This is a genomic window from Streptomyces sp. NPDC044106 (assembly GCF_056433985.1).
The window spans coordinates 30349-44358 of the sequence record NZ_JBWKFZ010000015.1; the positions used below are offsets into that span (position 1 = coordinate 30349).

13 protein-coding genes and 1 pseudogene are annotated in these 14010 nt (G+C 71.5%); 3 read left to right on the plus strand and 11 right to left on the minus strand.

Features of this window, described 5'->3' with window-relative positions:
• Positions 1-377: 377 nt before the first annotated feature.
• Positions 378-812, minus strand: a complete 435-nt coding sequence (locus AC07DI_RS26730; RefSeq protein WP_478906433.1) for an ATP-binding protein — start codon at positions 810-812, stop codon at positions 378-380.
• Positions 813-992: 180 nt separating this feature from the next.
• Positions 993-1334 carry an anti-sigma factor antagonist BldG gene (gene bldG, locus AC07DI_RS26735; RefSeq protein WP_003975386.1) on the minus strand — a complete coding sequence of 114 codons (342 nt, stop codon included), beginning with the start codon at positions 1332-1334 and terminating at the stop codon, positions 993-995.
• An 80-nt stretch (positions 1335-1414) separates the two neighbouring features.
• Here bldG and AC07DI_RS26740 point away from each other — a divergent pair, with 80 nt between their 5' ends.
• Positions 1415-3865: a DEAD/DEAH box helicase gene (locus tag AC07DI_RS26740; protein ID WP_478906435.1), complete on the plus strand. Its 2451-nt coding sequence runs from the start codon at positions 1415-1417 to the stop codon at positions 3863-3865.
• Positions 3866-4036: 171 nt separating this feature from the next.
• Here the strand turns inward: AC07DI_RS26740 and AC07DI_RS26745 are convergent.
• The 7 genes and pseudogenes from AC07DI_RS26745 to ssd all read right to left on the minus strand — a co-directional run.
• A pseudogene (locus AC07DI_RS26745) lies at positions 4037-4321 on the minus strand (Rv3654c family TadE-like protein); the annotation flags it as partial.
• Positions 4318-4725 carry a TadE family type IV pilus minor pilin gene (locus tag AC07DI_RS26750; protein ID WP_478906436.1) on the minus strand — a complete coding sequence of 136 codons (408 nt, stop codon included), beginning with the start codon at positions 4723-4725 and terminating at the stop codon, positions 4318-4320. The gene AC07DI_RS26750 and the pseudogene AC07DI_RS26745, both read right to left, overlap by 4 nt.
• The gene (locus AC07DI_RS26755) at positions 4712-4849 is read right to left on the minus strand and encodes a DUF4244 domain-containing protein (RefSeq protein ID WP_384258375.1); all 138 of its coding nucleotides are present in this window, start codon (positions 4847-4849) and stop codon (positions 4712-4714) included. Before AC07DI_RS26755 ends, AC07DI_RS26750 begins: the two co-directional genes overlap by 14 nt.
• Positions 4850-5074: 225 nt before the next feature.
• Positions 5075-5845 carry a type II secretion system F family protein gene (locus tag AC07DI_RS26760; protein ID WP_478906438.1) on the minus strand — a complete coding sequence of 257 codons (771 nt, stop codon included), beginning with the start codon at positions 5843-5845 and terminating at the stop codon, positions 5075-5077.
• A gap of 29 nt (positions 5846-5874) precedes the next feature.
• Positions 5875-6705, minus strand: a complete 831-nt coding sequence (locus AC07DI_RS26765; protein WP_478906648.1) for a type II secretion system F family protein — start codon at positions 6703-6705, stop codon at positions 5875-5877.
• Positions 6706-6713: 8 nt separating this feature from the next.
• Positions 6714-7889: a TadA family conjugal transfer-associated ATPase gene (locus AC07DI_RS26770; protein ID WP_478906440.1), complete on the minus strand. Its 1176-nt coding sequence runs from the start codon at positions 7887-7889 to the stop codon at positions 6714-6716.
• On the minus strand, positions 7886-9007 hold the full coding sequence (gene ssd, locus AC07DI_RS26775) for a septum site-determining protein Ssd (protein ID WP_478906442.1): 1122 nt from the start codon (positions 9005-9007) through the stop codon (positions 7886-7888). The genes AC07DI_RS26770 and ssd overlap by 4 nt, the downstream gene beginning before the upstream one ends.
• 533 nt (positions 9008-9540) lie before the next feature.
• On the opposite strand from ssd, the gene AC07DI_RS26780 reads away from it, so the two are divergent.
• Complete coding sequence (locus tag AC07DI_RS26780; protein WP_478906444.1) at positions 9541-10365, plus strand: HAD family hydrolase; 825 nt, start codon at positions 9541-9543, stop codon at positions 10363-10365.
• 406 nt (positions 10366-10771) lie between these two features.
• Here AC07DI_RS26780 and AC07DI_RS26785 read toward each other — a convergent pair whose 3' ends face one another.
• The gene (locus AC07DI_RS26785) at positions 10772-11626 is read right to left on the minus strand and encodes a Fic family protein (RefSeq protein WP_478906446.1); all 855 of its coding nucleotides are present in this window, start codon (positions 11624-11626) and stop codon (positions 10772-10774) included.
• 101 nt (positions 11627-11727) lie between these two features.
• On the opposite strand from AC07DI_RS26785, the gene AC07DI_RS26790 reads away from it, so the two are divergent.
• Positions 11728-12708 (plus strand): ATP-binding protein, encoded by a 981-nt coding sequence (locus AC07DI_RS26790; RefSeq protein WP_478906448.1) that lies wholly within the window; start codon positions 11728-11730, stop codon positions 12706-12708.
• A gap of 18 nt (positions 12709-12726) precedes the next feature.
• Here the strand turns inward: AC07DI_RS26790 and AC07DI_RS26795 are convergent, their stop codons facing one another.
• Positions 12727-14004 carry a polysaccharide deacetylase family protein gene (locus AC07DI_RS26795; RefSeq protein WP_478906450.1) on the minus strand — a complete coding sequence of 426 codons (1278 nt, stop codon included), beginning with the start codon at positions 14002-14004 and terminating at the stop codon, positions 12727-12729.
• Positions 14005-14010: the final 6 nt, after the last annotated feature.

Below are 14010 nucleotides of genomic sequence, written 5' to 3' on the forward strand. Positions count from 1 at the left end.
GGCGCGGCCGGGGCTGGGCAGGAGAGCCGGGGCGGAGGGCGGCCTGGGGCAGGGTGGGCGAGGCTGGGCCGGGGAGGGCGAGCCCGCGGGGCCGGTGTGGGCCTGCGGGGCGTCTGTGGGGCGCCTTCGAGGCCTCTGGCGTCGTCTGCCGCGTCTGCCGGGCGTCCCGAGGTCAGGTCACGGTCGGCCGGATTGGGCAGGACGGGGCTGGACGGGCCGGGGCGGGACACGGCGACACGGCGACACGGCGACACGGCACAGCGTGGCGGGCCGGTACATGAATGACCGAGGCGCGACGAGCCGGAACGCAGGGTCGGAACAGGAGGGTCTGGATCAGGCCGACTCGGGTCAGGAAAGGCCTGAACGGGGCGTACGACTCAGGGAAGAAGCGGTGCCGGAGTAGTCGGCCAGGTCATGCGGATGACACCGCCGGACTCGCCGGCCGTGACCTCCACGTCGTCCACGAGCCCGCTGATGACCGCGAGGCCCATCTCGTCCTCGCCCTCCGCGTCGTCGCCCTCACCGAGCCGCGCGCCGGGCGCCCGGTCCCCTGGTGCCGCACGAGGCGCCTCGTCGCCGACCTCGATGGAGAACTGCTTCTCGTCCTCGATCAGCGCCACCCACACCGGCGCCGTCACCCCGCTGCTCTGGTGCAGCCCGACGGCGCGCGTGCAGGCCTCGCCGACCGCGAGCCTGACCTCGTCGAGAACGGCCTCGTCCACCCCAGCCCTGCGCGCCACCGCGGCCGCCACCAGGCGGGCGGTCCTGACATGCTCGGGCAGCGCACTGAAGCGGAGCTCAACGGTGGCCATGCATCCCCCTCGACATACGCACGTGCTGTCAGAGGGCCGGGCCGCAGGCCCGGTCCCCTGCTGTACTGCCGCCCCGGGCCCAGGGGCCCGGGAGGTCCGGCTTCCGGTCGGCCGACACTCGGTGGTCACCCGGTCGGTGGCCGCCACTCAGGCGGCGGCCACTCGATCGGTGGCCGCCACTCAGTCGGTGGCCGCGACCGCTTCCTCGACCGAGGTGTGAATGGGGAACACCTTGGTCAGGCCGGTGATACGGAAGATCTTGAGAATGCGCTCCTGGTTGCAGACCAGGCGCAGCGAGCCCTCATGGGCACGCACCCGCTTCAAGCCGCCGACCAGCACGCCGAGCCCGGTGGAGTCGAGGAAGTCCACGCCCTCCATGTCGACGACCAGATGAAAACTGCCGTCGTTCACCAGCTCGACCAACTGTTCGCGCAACTTTGGCGCGGTATAAACATCGATTTCGCCACCGACCTCGACGACCGTACGATCGCCGACGGTACGGGTCGACAGGGACAGGTCCACGGATCCTCCAGCACCTTGCTATCGAGCGGTCATCCCTCGGGACACCTCGGCAGAGCCCCCAGGACGGATCGCCAGCCGCGATGGCATTCAATCACTTACTGGTAGGCGCGCACGACGCCTTGGGACCATTGTCCATCCCGCCAGTGACACACTCGATGCCGATGGCCAAAATTTCTCCGGCCGGAGGACCCTCCGCGGGCGCCCCGGCACGCACGTCCCCGCGGACCGTCCTGGACCGGCTCACCGCGGGGCCGAGCCGTGCATCGCGCGTCACTCATACGGAGCACTTGCCCCCACGTGAGGCCCGGTATGCAGTCTGGCCCGACCGCATCCGCCCCGAGGTCATATCCGCCGTCAGGGCCGCGGGCATCGAGCACCCCTGGGCCCACCAGGCACTGGCCGCCGAGCACGCTCTGGACGGCGAATCCGTGGTCGTCGCCACCGGCACCGCGTCCGGCAAGTCGCTGGCCTACCTCACCCCAGTCCTCTCCGCCCTCCTCGACGGCTCCGAAGCCGCCAACGGCCGCGGCGCCACCGCCCTGTACCTAGCGCCGACCAAGGCCCTCGCCGCCGACCAGCGCCGCGCCGTCCGCGAGCTGGCGGCCCCGCTCGGCAAGGCGGTACGGCCCGCCGTGTACGACGGCGACACCCCCTTCGAAGAACGCGAATGGGTGCGTCAGTACGCCAACTACGTCCTGACCAACCCGGACATGCTGCACCGCGGGATCCTCCCCTCCCACCCCCGCTGGTCCTCCTTCCTGCGCGCCCTGCGCTACGTCGTCATCGACGAGTGCCACACCTATCGCGGCGTCTTCGGCTCCCATGTCGCCCAGGTCCTGCGCCGCCTGCGCCGCCTCTGCGCCCGCTACGGCTCCGAGCCCGTCTTCCTCCTCGCCTCCGCCACCTCCGCCGACCCCGCCGCGTCCGCGGAACGCCTCACCGGAGTGCCCGTGCGGGAGGTCGCCGACGACGCCTCACCCCGCGGCGATCTCGTCTTCGCCCTCTGGGAACCCCCGCTTACCGAGCTGCACGGCGAGAAGGGCGCCCCCGTCCGCCGCACCGCCACCGCCGAGACCGCGGACCTGCTCACCGACCTGACCGTCCAGGGTGTCCGCTCGGTCGCCTTCGTACGCTCCCGGCGCGGCGCCGAACTGATCTCGGTCATCGCCCAGGAACGCCTCTCCGAGGTCGACCGTTCCCTCGCCCGCCGCGTCGCCGCCTACCGCGGCGGCTACCTGCCCGAGGAACGCCGCGCCCTGGAACGCGCCCTGCACTCCGGCGAGCTCCTCGGCCTCGCCGCCACCACCGCCCTCGAACTCGGCGTGGACGTCTCGGGGTTGGACGCCGTCATCATCGCCGGGTACCCGGGGACCCGGGCCTCCCTCTGGCAGCAGGCCGGGCGTGCGGGACGGTCGGGGCAGGGCGCCCTGGCCGTACTCGTCGCCCGCGACGATCCGCTGGACACCTATCTTGTCCACCACCCCGAGGCGCTGTTCCAACAGCCTGTGGAGTCCACGGTCCTCGACCCCGACAATCCCTACGTCCTCGCGCCCCACCTCTGCGCCGCCGCCGCGGAACTTCCGCTGACAGAGGACGACGTGGCCCTCTTCGGCCCCACCACCGAAGAACTGCTCCCACAGCTGGAGGCCGCCAAGCTGCTCCGTCGCCGGACCAAGTCCTGGCACTGGACCCGCCGCGAACGCGCCGCCGACCTCACCGACATCCGCGGCGAGGGCGGGCGGCCCGTCCAGATCGTCGAGGAGGGCACGGGCCGGCTGCTCGGCACGGTCGACGCGTCCGCCGCCCACACCACCGTCCACGAAGGCGCCGTCCACCTCCATCAGGGGCTCACGTATCTCGTGCGCCGCCTCGACCTGGAGGACTCGGTGGCCCTGGTGGAGGAGGCCGTACCGCCCTACTCCACCACCGCGCGCGACACCACGGCGATCTCCATCCTGGAGACGGACACCGAGGTGCCCTGGGGCGCGGGACGCCTCTGCTACGGCTCCGTCGAAGTCACCAACCAAGTCGTCTCCTTCCTGCGTCGCAAACTGATCACGGGCGAAGTGCTCGGCGAGACCAAGCTCGATCTCCCTCCTCGTACGCTCCGTACGCGGGCCGTGTGGTGGACGGTCACCGAGGACCAACTGGACGCCGCCCGCATCAATCCCGAGATCCTCGGCGGTGCGCTGCACGCCGCCGAGCACGCCTCCATCGGGATGCTGCCGCTGTTCGCCACGTGCGACCGGTGGGACATCGGCGGCGTCTCCGTGCCGCTGCATCCGGACACGCTCCTTCCCACGGTCTTCGTGTACGACGGCCACCCCGGCGGGGCGGGCTTCGCCGAACGGGCCTTCCACACGGCGCGGGAGTGGCTGACGGCCACCCGGCAGGCGATCGCCTCCTGCGAGTGCGAGGCGGGCTGCCCCTCGTGTATCCAGTCCCCCAAGTGCGGCAACGGCAACGATCCGTTGCACAAGCGGGGAGCGGTTCGGCTTCTTTCGGTGTTGCTCAGGGATTCGGAGACGTAGGACGGGCGCCGTGGGTGGGCGTGTGCGGCTTCGGTTGGGGTTGGGCTCCTGTTGTGGGAGGTTCAGGGCTCGCGTCGGCGTGGCACGGGTGGGTGGGGGGAGTGGGCCTCCCGGGCCCGCCCGGGATCTGGCCGTGACCGAGAAGGGGCCGGCCGAGGAGGAAGCCGTGACCTCGGAAATCTCGCCGTGCAGGGCGCACCGCACGATCCGCGCCCTCTGAGCCTCAGCCACCCGTGCCGCTCCCTCACACGCGTCCGCGGAACCCGCCGCCCATCGGTCCGCCGCGGCCAGCGCCGCCAGGTCCGCCGCGCCGCCCGCCCGGTGCCGGGCCGTCACGGCCTGTGCCATCGCGAGCACCGCGCCACAGACCACGCCCAGCACGGCCATCACCACGACCACCCACACGGTGGCGGCCCCGCGGTCCCGGCCCGCTCCGCGCCACTTCCCCGCCCTCATACGTCCACCCCCACCGTCTCCTCCGCCAACGCGACCGCCTCGGACCGCAGCCGCAGCCCCAGACCCAGCACCGCCGGGCCCGGCGTGTCCGCCGCCACCTCGACCCGGACCAGGTCGCCGTCGCGCCGCACGGAGACGCTCGCCCCGCGCGGCGCCGCCTGCCGTGCCGCCGCCACGGCCGTGCCCTTTGGATCCTGGCGGGCCGCGGCCCGAGCCCCGGCCCGGGCCGCGTCCACGCACTGGATCTGCGCGGAGACCACCAGCAACGTCCAGATCAGCGCCATGGTGAACAGCACCAGCGTCGGCAGCACCACGGCCGCCTCCGCCGTGACGAACCCACGGTCCGAGCGGGGGCGCCGGTACCGGTCGCTCCATCGACCCTGTCCCGCCTCAGAACGGGACATCGAGCGCCTTCTCCACGACCGCCTGGAGCGCCGCCCTGACCTGCCCGCTCGTCACCACCTTGTAGAGCAGGCCGGCGAATCCCACCGCCGCGATCAAGCCCATCGCGTACTCGGACGTGACCATTCCTGCGTCCCTGCCCGGCGAGCCGGTCCACCAGGCCCGCCACCGGCCCCAATGCGCCGTTCGCCCTCGCGCCACCATTCCCCGCATCGTCTTCCCCCACATTTCAACCTCCCTGTAAAGCCCGGCAGTTGTTCTCAGTGCTCGGTTTTCAGTTCTCGGTTCTCGACTCTCGGTTCCGGGGGTCAGTCAGGGGCCCCTCGGCGTTCGCTTCAGTGCCGTCCTCGTTCAGCCCGCTCTCAACAAGCCCTCCGCCATCCCGATCACCACCGGCAGCACCCCGACCGCGACGAACGCCGGCAAGAAGCACAGGCCCACCGGCGCCGTCATCAGGACCGCCGCCCTGCGTGCGCCTGCCGTCGCTGTCCGGCTCCGCTGCGCCCTGGCATCCGCTGCCAGGCGGGCCACCGGGGCGGCTGCCGGTGCTCCGGTTTCGCCGGACCGTTCCAGGAGTCGGGCCAGAGGGGCGGCGTCCGGTATCGCGGCCAACTGGCGCCAGGCGTCGGACGGTTCTCCGCCCAGCCGCATCTCCGCCGCTCCGCACGCCAGCCGTGTGCCGATCGGGCCCCGCAGCGACTCACCGACCGCGTGGGCCGCCGCTACCGGACTCGCCCCCGCAGCCACGCAGGCCGCGAGAAGGTCAGCGGCCAGCGGGAGTTGACGTGCTGCCTCCGCTTTCGTGTGCTCGTCGTCCGGATCGAGTGGGGATGCACGCGACCGTTGGTTGCGGCGCCATGTGCCGTAGCCCACCGCAGCTCCGGTCAGGAGGCCCGGGACCCCGCCCACCAGGGCGTAGGCAGCGCTCGCCGTGCCGGCCATCAGCAACCACTCTCGTGCCCTGGTCCGACGGACCAGGTCCGGTGCCGGGCTCGGTGTGCGGCGGCGTGTGGGCGGCCGTTCCACGTACAGCGCTCGTCCTGCGCGGCGTCGCGCCGTCCGCTCCCGTCGCGCGGCCAGCGCCGTCAGCACCAGCCAGAGCACGGCCGCGGTATCCCACACGACTACCCCCAGCCTGTGGACAACGTCCATCACTCCTCCGCCCCTCGTACGATCCGCAGCGCCCACCAAGTACCGATGGCCTCCAGCACTCCCCCCGCCGTGAGACACGCCAGCCCCGGGCCCGTGTGAAACAGCACCCGTAGTGGCTGAGCCCCCAGCGCGCTGCCCATCAGCAGGCCCAGGACGGGCAGCCCCGCGAGCATCACGGCAGTCGACCGGGCCCCCGCCAACTGGGCCCGCAAATCGGCTCGCTGGTCGCGCTCCGCGCGAAGTGCTCCCTCCAGGCGTTCCAGACCCGCGGCGAGCCCCGCTCCCCGGTCCACCGCCACCCGCCAGCAGGCCGCGAATCCGAGCAGTCCTTCGGCGCCGGGCTCCCGGGCGGCTTCTCGCAGCGCCCCCGGCACGTCCCCGCCGAACCGCGCCGCCGCCAGCACCGCGCTCCGGGTCCCACCGACGCCCGCGTCGGCTTCGCCGAGTGCTCGCCGCAGCGCCTCTCCGGGCTGCCGTCCTGCCCGCACCTCGCCTGCGAGCGCTCCGCACAGCCCGATCACCGCGTCGCCGCGCCGCTCCCGGTCCATGCGTGCGTCCCGGGCCCGCCGCACACGCGCCGCCAACGGCACCCCGGCCGCACCGACAACCAGCGGCACCACGGACTCCGCCAGGAGTGCGACCGCCCCTCCGGCCGCCAGGCACCACCATTCGGGGCGCGTCCGGGCCATTGCCTGCATCCGGCGCCAGGGCGGAGTCCGGGTCGTCTGCGGCGCGTCGGGGCCGAACAGCGATCGCAGCCGCCGGGCCTCCTGGTTCCGTCGGCCAAGGAGCCAGGCCGCGCTCCCGGCGCACAGTGCCGCCGCCCACATCGAGACGTTCACAGGGCGTCGCTCCAGGCTCCTTCAGCGAGCAGGGAGTTCAGTCGTTTCCATCCCCGCTCCCGCGTGAAGGCGGAGTCCCCCCACCGCAGCGCCGGCACGGTCACCACCAAGCCGGATTCGGTCCGCTCCAGGACATGCACCTCGGCGATGCGGCGGCGGCCCGCCCTGTCCCTTACGAGATGGATCACCACGGACAGGGCCGCCGCCAACTGGCTGTGCAGGGCTGCCCGGTCGAGTCCCGCGGCAGTCCCCAGTGCCTCCAGCCGGGCCGGTACGTCCGCCGCGGCGTTGGCGTGGACCGTGCCGCAACCTCCCTCGTGTCCGGTGTTCAGCGCGGCCAGCAGATGGACCACCTCGGCGCCCCGCACCTCACCGACGACCAGCCGGTCGGGTCGCATCCGCAGCGCCTGCCGCACGAGGTCGTCCAGACCGACGAGGCCTGCCCCTTCCTGGTTCGCGGGCCTGGACTCCAGGCGGACCACGTGAGGGTGCCCGGGCCTCAGCTCCGCCGAGTCCTCGGCGAGGACGATGCGCTCCTTGGGTCCGACAAGGCCGAGCAGCGCGCTCAGCAAGGTCGTCTTGCCACTGCCGGTGCCCCCGCTGATCAGGAAGGACAGCCGGGCGTCGAGCAAGGCCCGCAGGAAGCGGTCGCCGCCGGGCGGCACCGTCCCCGCGTCGACCAGTTCCGCGAGGGTGAAGGCTCTGGACCGCACCACCCGCAGGGAGAGGCAGGTCGAGCCCACGGCCACCGGTGGCAGCACCGCGTGCAGCCGGGTGCCGTCCGGGAGGCGGGCGTCCACCCACGGCCTCGCGTCGTCGAGACGTCGTCCCGCCACGGCCGCGAGGCGCTGTGCCAGACGCCGCACCGCGGCCGCGTCCCGGAACGTCACGCCCGTCAGCTCAAGGCCTCCGCCCCGGTCCACCCACACCCGGTCGGGCGCGCAGACGAGGACGTCGGTGACCGAGGCGTCCGCGAGCAGCGGCTCCAAGGGGCCCGCGCCGACCAGCTCCGAGCGCAGTTGGTCGGCCGCCCCGAGGATCTCCGCGTCCCCGAGCACCCGGCCCTGGGCGCGCAGCGCTTCGGCGACCCTGGCCGGCGTCGGCTCCGTGCCGTTCTCCGCGAGCCACTGCCTGACGCCGTCCAGCATCCGGGTCCCGACCACCGCGCTCATACGCCCACTCCCGCGGTGTCGACCGGCAGCCGGTCCCAGAAGGACGTACAGAACCGCGCCAGTGGTCCCCGCGCCGGACCTCCCGGTGGCGTCCCCGCCGCCTGCGCCGAGGCCAGGCCCGCCTCCCAGGGCACTTCGCCCGCCAGCGGCAGGCCGAGCAGGCGCGCGACCTCCTCGGGGTCGAGACCACCGGCTTCCCCTGGCCCCGCGCCGTGGGAGACGAGCACCCGCAGGTCCCGCAGGACCATGCCCGCCGCTGAGGCCACCCGCCGCGCCCCGGCCACCGCGCGCAGTTCGGCGGGCACCACCAGGAGGCCGAGGTCGACCTGTGCGAGCGCCTCGGCGACCACCTCGTCCACCCGGCGGGGCAGGTCGACGATCACCACGCCCCCGCGCCTGCGGGCCGCCGAGACGACCGCACGCACGGCCTCCGGGGCGACCGTGACCGCCTCTCCACGGTCCCAGCTGAGGACCCGCAGCGCATGCAGCTCGGGCAGTGATTCCTCCAGCGCGCTGCCGCCGACCCTGCCCCGCGAGGCGGCGAACGCCGGCCATCGCAGTCCGTCGGCGCCCTCGCCGCCCAGGAGTACGTCGAGGCCGCCGCCCAACGGGTCCCCGTCGACGAGCATCGTGCGCCGCCCGGACCGTGCCGCCGTGACGGCCAGGGCGCAGGCCAGCGTGGAGGCCCCGGCGCCGCCGCGGCCGCCGATGACGCCGATGGTGAGCGCGGGCCGGCCCACGCCCTCGACCACGTCGGCGATGCGGTCCACGAGCCACTGCTCCCCGTCGGGCAGGAGCAGCACATGGTCGGCGCCGATCTCCACGGCCCGCCGCCAGACGCCGGGGTCGTCCTGGTCCCGCCCGACCAGCACGACTCCGCTCCGTCGCGGGGCTCCGCGCACCCGGTCGGCCGCGTCGTCCCCGACCAGGACGAGCGGGGCCGCGTCCCAGCCCTGCCTGTGCGACGGCCCGCCGTGGTGCACCTCGGGCAGCGCCCCGGCCGCCGCGCACAGCCGCAGCAGGTCGTCCAGCAGTTCCACGTCCTCCGTGACGATCAGCGGCCCGCCCTGCCGTCCGTCGGCCGTCGTGGTCCCGTCACGCGAAATGACTCCACCCATGATCTTCATCCCCCTTCACACCGCAAGACACTTGTGAATGCCGCGTCACGCATCGGCGAAGAGCCGGACAAAGCAATCCGGCCATGAACTTCGCGAGCGGAACGAGCGGAATCAGCGTGCGACGCTGCCGAAAATGGTGTGGATCTTGGTCAATAACTGTGGAGAACGCGGTGCCTGTGAATATCCCCGTCACCCATACCAGTGACATCAGTCCGCCTTCGTGGCGACTTCCGCAGAGCAGCGCTACAACTACAGAGAGTGACGAAGGCTGTGCAGCTGGAGGGAAGGTCGAGAGAGCGATGAGGACCGCTCAAGAGCTGGAAGAGGATCAGCGGAGGGTTCAAAAACCCATCCGGACATGCGACGACCCCCGCCGGGGGGGAGAGCGGGGGTCGTCCCCACGGTCCGACTCGGGGGGGGAGGAGCCAGACCGGGTTAGCACGGTCGCGAACGATCCGTGACTTCCATGGTGTACCCGAGAGCCTTCTCAGGCAAACCCACGCGCCTCAGCTTACGCCGAATGGTGGGCGCCTATGCTCGGCATCGTGGAAAACCACTCCTTGCCTCGGACCGCCGCGTTCTTTGACCTGGACAAGACGGTCATTGCGAAGTCGAGCACACTCACCTTCAGCAAGTCGTTCTACCAAGGCGGCCTGATCAACCGCCGAGCGGTGTTGCGCACCGCGTACGCGCAGTTCGTCTTCCTCGCGGGCGGCGCCGACCACGACCAGATGGAGCGGATGCGCGAGTACCTGTCCGCACTGTGCCGGGGGTGGAACGTCGAGCAGGTCAAGGAAATCGTCGCCGAGACCCTGCACGACCTGATCGACCCCATCATCTACGACGAGGCCGCGTCCCTCATCGAGGAACACCACACCGCGGGCCGCGACGTCGTCATCGTCTCCACCTCGGGCGCCGAAGTCGTCGAGCCGGTCGGTGAACTCCTCGGCGCGGACCGGGTGGTGGCGACCCGCATGGTGGTCGGGGACGACGGATGCTTCACGGGCGAGGTGGAGTACTACGCGTACGGGCCCACCAAGGCGGTGGCGATCAAGGAGCTCGCGCGGTCGGAGGGGTACGACCTGGACCGCTGCTACGCCTACAGCGACTCGGCGACCGATCTGCCGATGCTGCAGTCGGTCGGCCACCCCTTCGCGGTCAATCCCGACCGCGCCCTGCGCCGCGAGGCCGTCGCGCGCGGGTGGCCGATCCTCGATTTCCACCGCCCGGTCCGCCTGAAACAGCGCCTTCCCGCACCGCCCCGCCCGGCCGTCGTTGCGGCAGCCGCGGTCGGGGCGGCGGCGGCCACGGCAGGCCTCGTCTGGTTCGCCGGCCGGCGCCGCACGGCCACCGGCTGAACGACGCCGCCGTCCGGCCGAAACCGCACGCCGAAGCGGCGCCCGATTCACACCTGTTTGAACCTAAAAGTAAAGAAGTGCGGCCAGGACTTCCGCTTACCCCAGGACTGGAGTACAAAGGAGTCAACGGCCCGCGAGACCAAGGACATCCGAGAGGATCACCTTTAAACGCAGTAAGGCCCCACGGACCGAAGCATGAACGCCGAGCACCCACGCGACGTCGACCCGTCGATTACGGGCCAGCCGCACCAGGTGACGGGCAACGTCCCGACCTGATGGGCAACACTTCGAGGACGCTTGGTAACCCGGTGGACATGCCAGCGGCGGTACGGATCCCGTACCGCCGCAACCCTTTTCACGGCCCCCTCGGTTCCCCGCGCAGGGTCTCCTGCCAAGCGCCGACGCCCTATGCCGCCCCGCGCTGCAGTGCCTCGCAGACCGCCGTCGACTCCCTGACGCCCAGCTCCACCGCCTTGCCGCAGTGGGAGATCCAGGCCGTCATGCCTTCAGGGCGGCCTGACGCATAGCCGTCGAGGGCCGCCACGTACGCCGCCCGGCCCAGCTCCGCGTACCCCGCCTCCGCCGGGCAGACCGACTTCGGATCGAGGCCGCTGCCCACCAGGACGATGCGTTCGGCGGCCCGCGCGACCAGGCCGTTGTGCGAGCCGAAGGGACGCAGGCTGAGCAGCTCACCGTGGACCACGGCCGCCGTCACCAAGGCCGGCGCCGCGCTGCCCGCGATGATCAGCCGAGAGAGTCCCTCCAGGCGGCCCGCCACCTCGTCCGCGTCCGGCAGGGGCAGCTCGACCAGCGGTTCGTCGACGGGCTCGCCCGCCAGTCGCGGCCGGCCCGCCTTCTCGGTGGAGTCGGCCGCGGCGACCAGATGCAGACGCGCCAGGACCCGCAGCGGCGACTGGCGCCAGATGGACAGGAGTTGACCGGCCTCGGCGGTCAGCCGCAGAGCCGCGCCGACCGTGCCGGCCTCACCGCCGCCGCTGAAGTCACTGCGCCGACGCACCTCTTCGAGCGCCCAGTCGGCACCGGAGAGCGCCGCGGAGCCGCGAGCTCCGCGCAGTGCCGCCTCGGAGGTGATCGCGTTGCTGCGGCGGCGCATGATCCGGTGCCCGTAGACCCGGTCCACGGCCTTGCGCACGGAGCCCACGGAATCGGCCACACCGGGGAGGTTCCCGAGGGCCGCAAGGGGGTCTTCGCCGCTCGGGCCGGGCTGGGAGCTCGGGGAGGGATCAGCTGTCGTACTCATGAGTACGACCCTACGTACTCCAGGGCCGCACTCCACGAAGGAGTGGTCTTCTTCACGCGGATCCAGCACCCGACGTACACATACGGCTACTCTTCGTGGTTATGAAAATCGCTTTCGTGGGGAAGGGCGGCAGCGGGAAGACCACGCTGTCCTCGCTCTTCATCCGCCATCTCGCCGCCACCGGCGCGCCCGTCATCGCGGTGGACGCCGACATCAACCAGCACTTGGGCCCCGCCCTGGGTCTCGACGAGGCGGAGGCCGCCGAGCTGCCCGCCCTGGGTGCCCGCCTGCCCCTGATCAAGGAGTACCTGAGGGGCTCCAACGCGCGGATCGCCTCCGCCGACACGATGATCAAGACGACACCGCCCGGTGACGGCTCCCGACTGCTGCGGGTGCGCGAGGACAACGCCGTGTACGACGCCTGCGCGCGGCCCGTGGAACTGGACGACGCCACGGTGCGTTTGATGGTCACCGGGCCGTTCACCGAAGCCGACCTCGGTGTCGCCTGCTACCACTCCAAGACGGGAGCGGTGGAGCTCTGCCTGAACCACCTCGTCGACGGCCGCGACGAGTACGCGGTCGTGGACATGACCGCGGGTTCGGACTCCTTCGCCTCCGGCATGTTCACCCGCTTCGACATGACGTTCCTGGTGGCCGAGCCGACGAAGAAGGGAGTCTCCGTCTACCGCCAGTACAAGGAGTACGCACGGGACTTCGGCGTCAGCCTGGCAGTCGTCGGCAACAAGGTGCAGGGCCAGGACGACATCGACTTCCTGCGCGAGCAGGTCGGCGAGGATCTGCTCGTGACGGTCGGGCACTCGGACTGGGTGCGCGCCATGGAGAAGGGGCATCCGCCGCGCTTCGAACTCCTGGAGGAGGACAACCGCTGCTCCCTGCGGGCACTCCAGGACGCCGTCGACGCCTCGTACGAGCGACGGGACTGGGAGCGGTACACCCGCCAGATGGTCCACTTCCACCTGAAGAACGCACAGAGCTGGGGCAACGAACGCACGGGGGCCGACCTGGCTGCCCAGGTCGACCCCGACTTCGTGCTGCGCGAGCGCATGACCGCCACGGCCTGAACGAGCCGCCGCGAAGCACTACTGGTGGTGCTTGACCGCCGGAGCGCCGGGGACGCCCTTCGGGGCCGGTGCGGGCTGGGCGGAGAGGAACCTCGCCCAGCCCTCCTTCGGCGCCTTGCCGACCGGGAGCCCGGACAGTTTCGCCAGCGTCTTCGGGTCCTGGGCGTCGAGCCAGTCCGCGAGTTGGCGGAAGGAGACGCAGCGCACCTCGCGCTTGTTGCACACCTGCTCGACGGTCTCCTCGACGGCTCGCATGTACGTGCCGCCGTTCCAGGACTCGAAGTGGTTGCCGATGATCAGCGGCGCCCTGTTGCCCTTGTAGGCGCGATCGAAGCCCTCAAGCAGACCGTCACGCATCTGGTCGCCCCAGTACTCGTGCTGGGAGGGGTCGCCCTGCGATGTCGAACCGGACTGGTTGACCATGAAGTTGTAGTCCATGGTCAGCGTCTCGAACTTGCGCCCGGGGACCGGGACGAGCTGCATCGACAGGTCCCACAGTCCCTCCTTCTTCTTGGGCCAGACCTGGTCGTTCACGCCACTGGTGTCGTAGCGGAAGCCCAGCTCCCGGGCGGCCCGCATGAAGTTCTTCTGGCCTTCGAGGCAGGGGGTGCGCGCGCCGATCAGCTCCTTGTCGTAGTCGAACGGCAGCGGCTGCGCCTTCTTCAGGCCGGCGTTCGTCTTCCAGCCCTTGACGAAGGACTTGGCCTGCCTGATCTCGCTCTTCCAGTCCTCGACGGACCACTCCCCGACGCCGCGGCCCGCGCCGCAGAAGTGGCCGTTGAAGTGTGTGCCGACTTCATTGCCCTCGAGCCAGGCGCCGCGGAGCTGCTCCACGGTGTCCCTGATCCCCTTGCGGTCGTTGAAGCCGATGTCCGAGCTGCCCGTCAGGTGCTGGGGTGGTTTGTAGAGCTTCCGCTTGCCCTCCGGGAGCATGTAGACGCCACTGAGGAAGTACGTCATCTTCGCGTTGTTCCGCTCGGCGACCTTGCGGAAGTGGGAGAAGAGCTTCTGGCTGTCCTCACCGGCCCCGTCCCAGGAGAAGACCACGAACTGCGGTGGTTTCTGGCCCGGTTTCAGGCGGACGGGCCGGGGCAGGTGCGGTTGCTTCCCGGTGAAGGACGTGGAGCCGTCGCCGATCAGGCGGACGGCGTTCTTGGGGGCCGGGGCTCCGGCCGGCTTCTTCGCGCCGTGGGCGCCTTTCTTGGCTCCGGTGCCGCTGTCGGCGCAGCCGGCCAGTGCCGCCACGCACGCCACGAGGGCGGTGAGGCTCGCGGTGGTTCTTCGGGTGGCGGCCATCTTCCG

What these genes read in the sequence shown, in the direction of transcription:
- AC07DI_RS26730 (WP_478906433.1), bottom strand. Translation starts at nt 812, where the DNA reads ATGGCCACCGTTGAGCTCCGCTTCAGTGCGCTGCCCGAGCATGTCAGG.
- AC07DI_RS26740 (WP_478906435.1), top strand. Translation starts at nt 1,415, where the DNA reads ATGGCATTCAATCACTTACTGGTAGGCGCGCACGACGCCTTGGGACCA.
- AC07DI_RS26750 (WP_478906436.1), bottom strand. Translation starts at nt 4,725, where the DNA reads ATGTCCCGTTCTGAGGCGGGACAGGGTCGATGGAGCGACCGGTACCGG.
- AC07DI_RS26755 (WP_384258375.1), bottom strand. Translation starts at nt 4,849, where the DNA reads ATGGTCACGTCCGAGTACGCGATGGGCTTGATCGCGGCGGTGGGATTC.
- AC07DI_RS26765 (WP_478906648.1), bottom strand. Translation starts at nt 6,705, where the DNA reads ATGTGGGCGGCGGCACTGTGCGCCGGGAGCGCGGCCTGGCTCCTTGGC.
- AC07DI_RS26770 (WP_478906440.1), bottom strand. Translation starts at nt 7,889, where the DNA reads ATGAGCGCGGTGGTCGGGACCCGGATGCTGGACGGCGTCAGGCAGTGG.
- ssd (WP_478906442.1), bottom strand. Translation starts at nt 9,007, where the DNA reads ATGGGTGGAGTCATTTCGCGTGACGGGACCACGACGGCCGACGGACGG.
- AC07DI_RS26780 (WP_478906444.1), top strand. Translation starts at nt 9,541, where the DNA reads ATGCTCGGCATCGTGGAAAACCACTCCTTGCCTCGGACCGCCGCGTTC.
- AC07DI_RS26785 (WP_478906446.1), bottom strand. Translation starts at nt 11,626, where the DNA reads ATGAGTACGACAGCTGATCCCTCCCCGAGCTCCCAGCCCGGCCCGAGC.
- AC07DI_RS26790 (WP_478906448.1), top strand. Translation starts at nt 11,728, where the DNA reads ATGAAAATCGCTTTCGTGGGGAAGGGCGGCAGCGGGAAGACCACGCTG.
- AC07DI_RS26795 (WP_478906450.1), bottom strand. Translation starts at nt 14,004, where the DNA reads ATGGCCGCCACCCGAAGAACCACCGCGAGCCTCACCGCCCTCGTGGCG.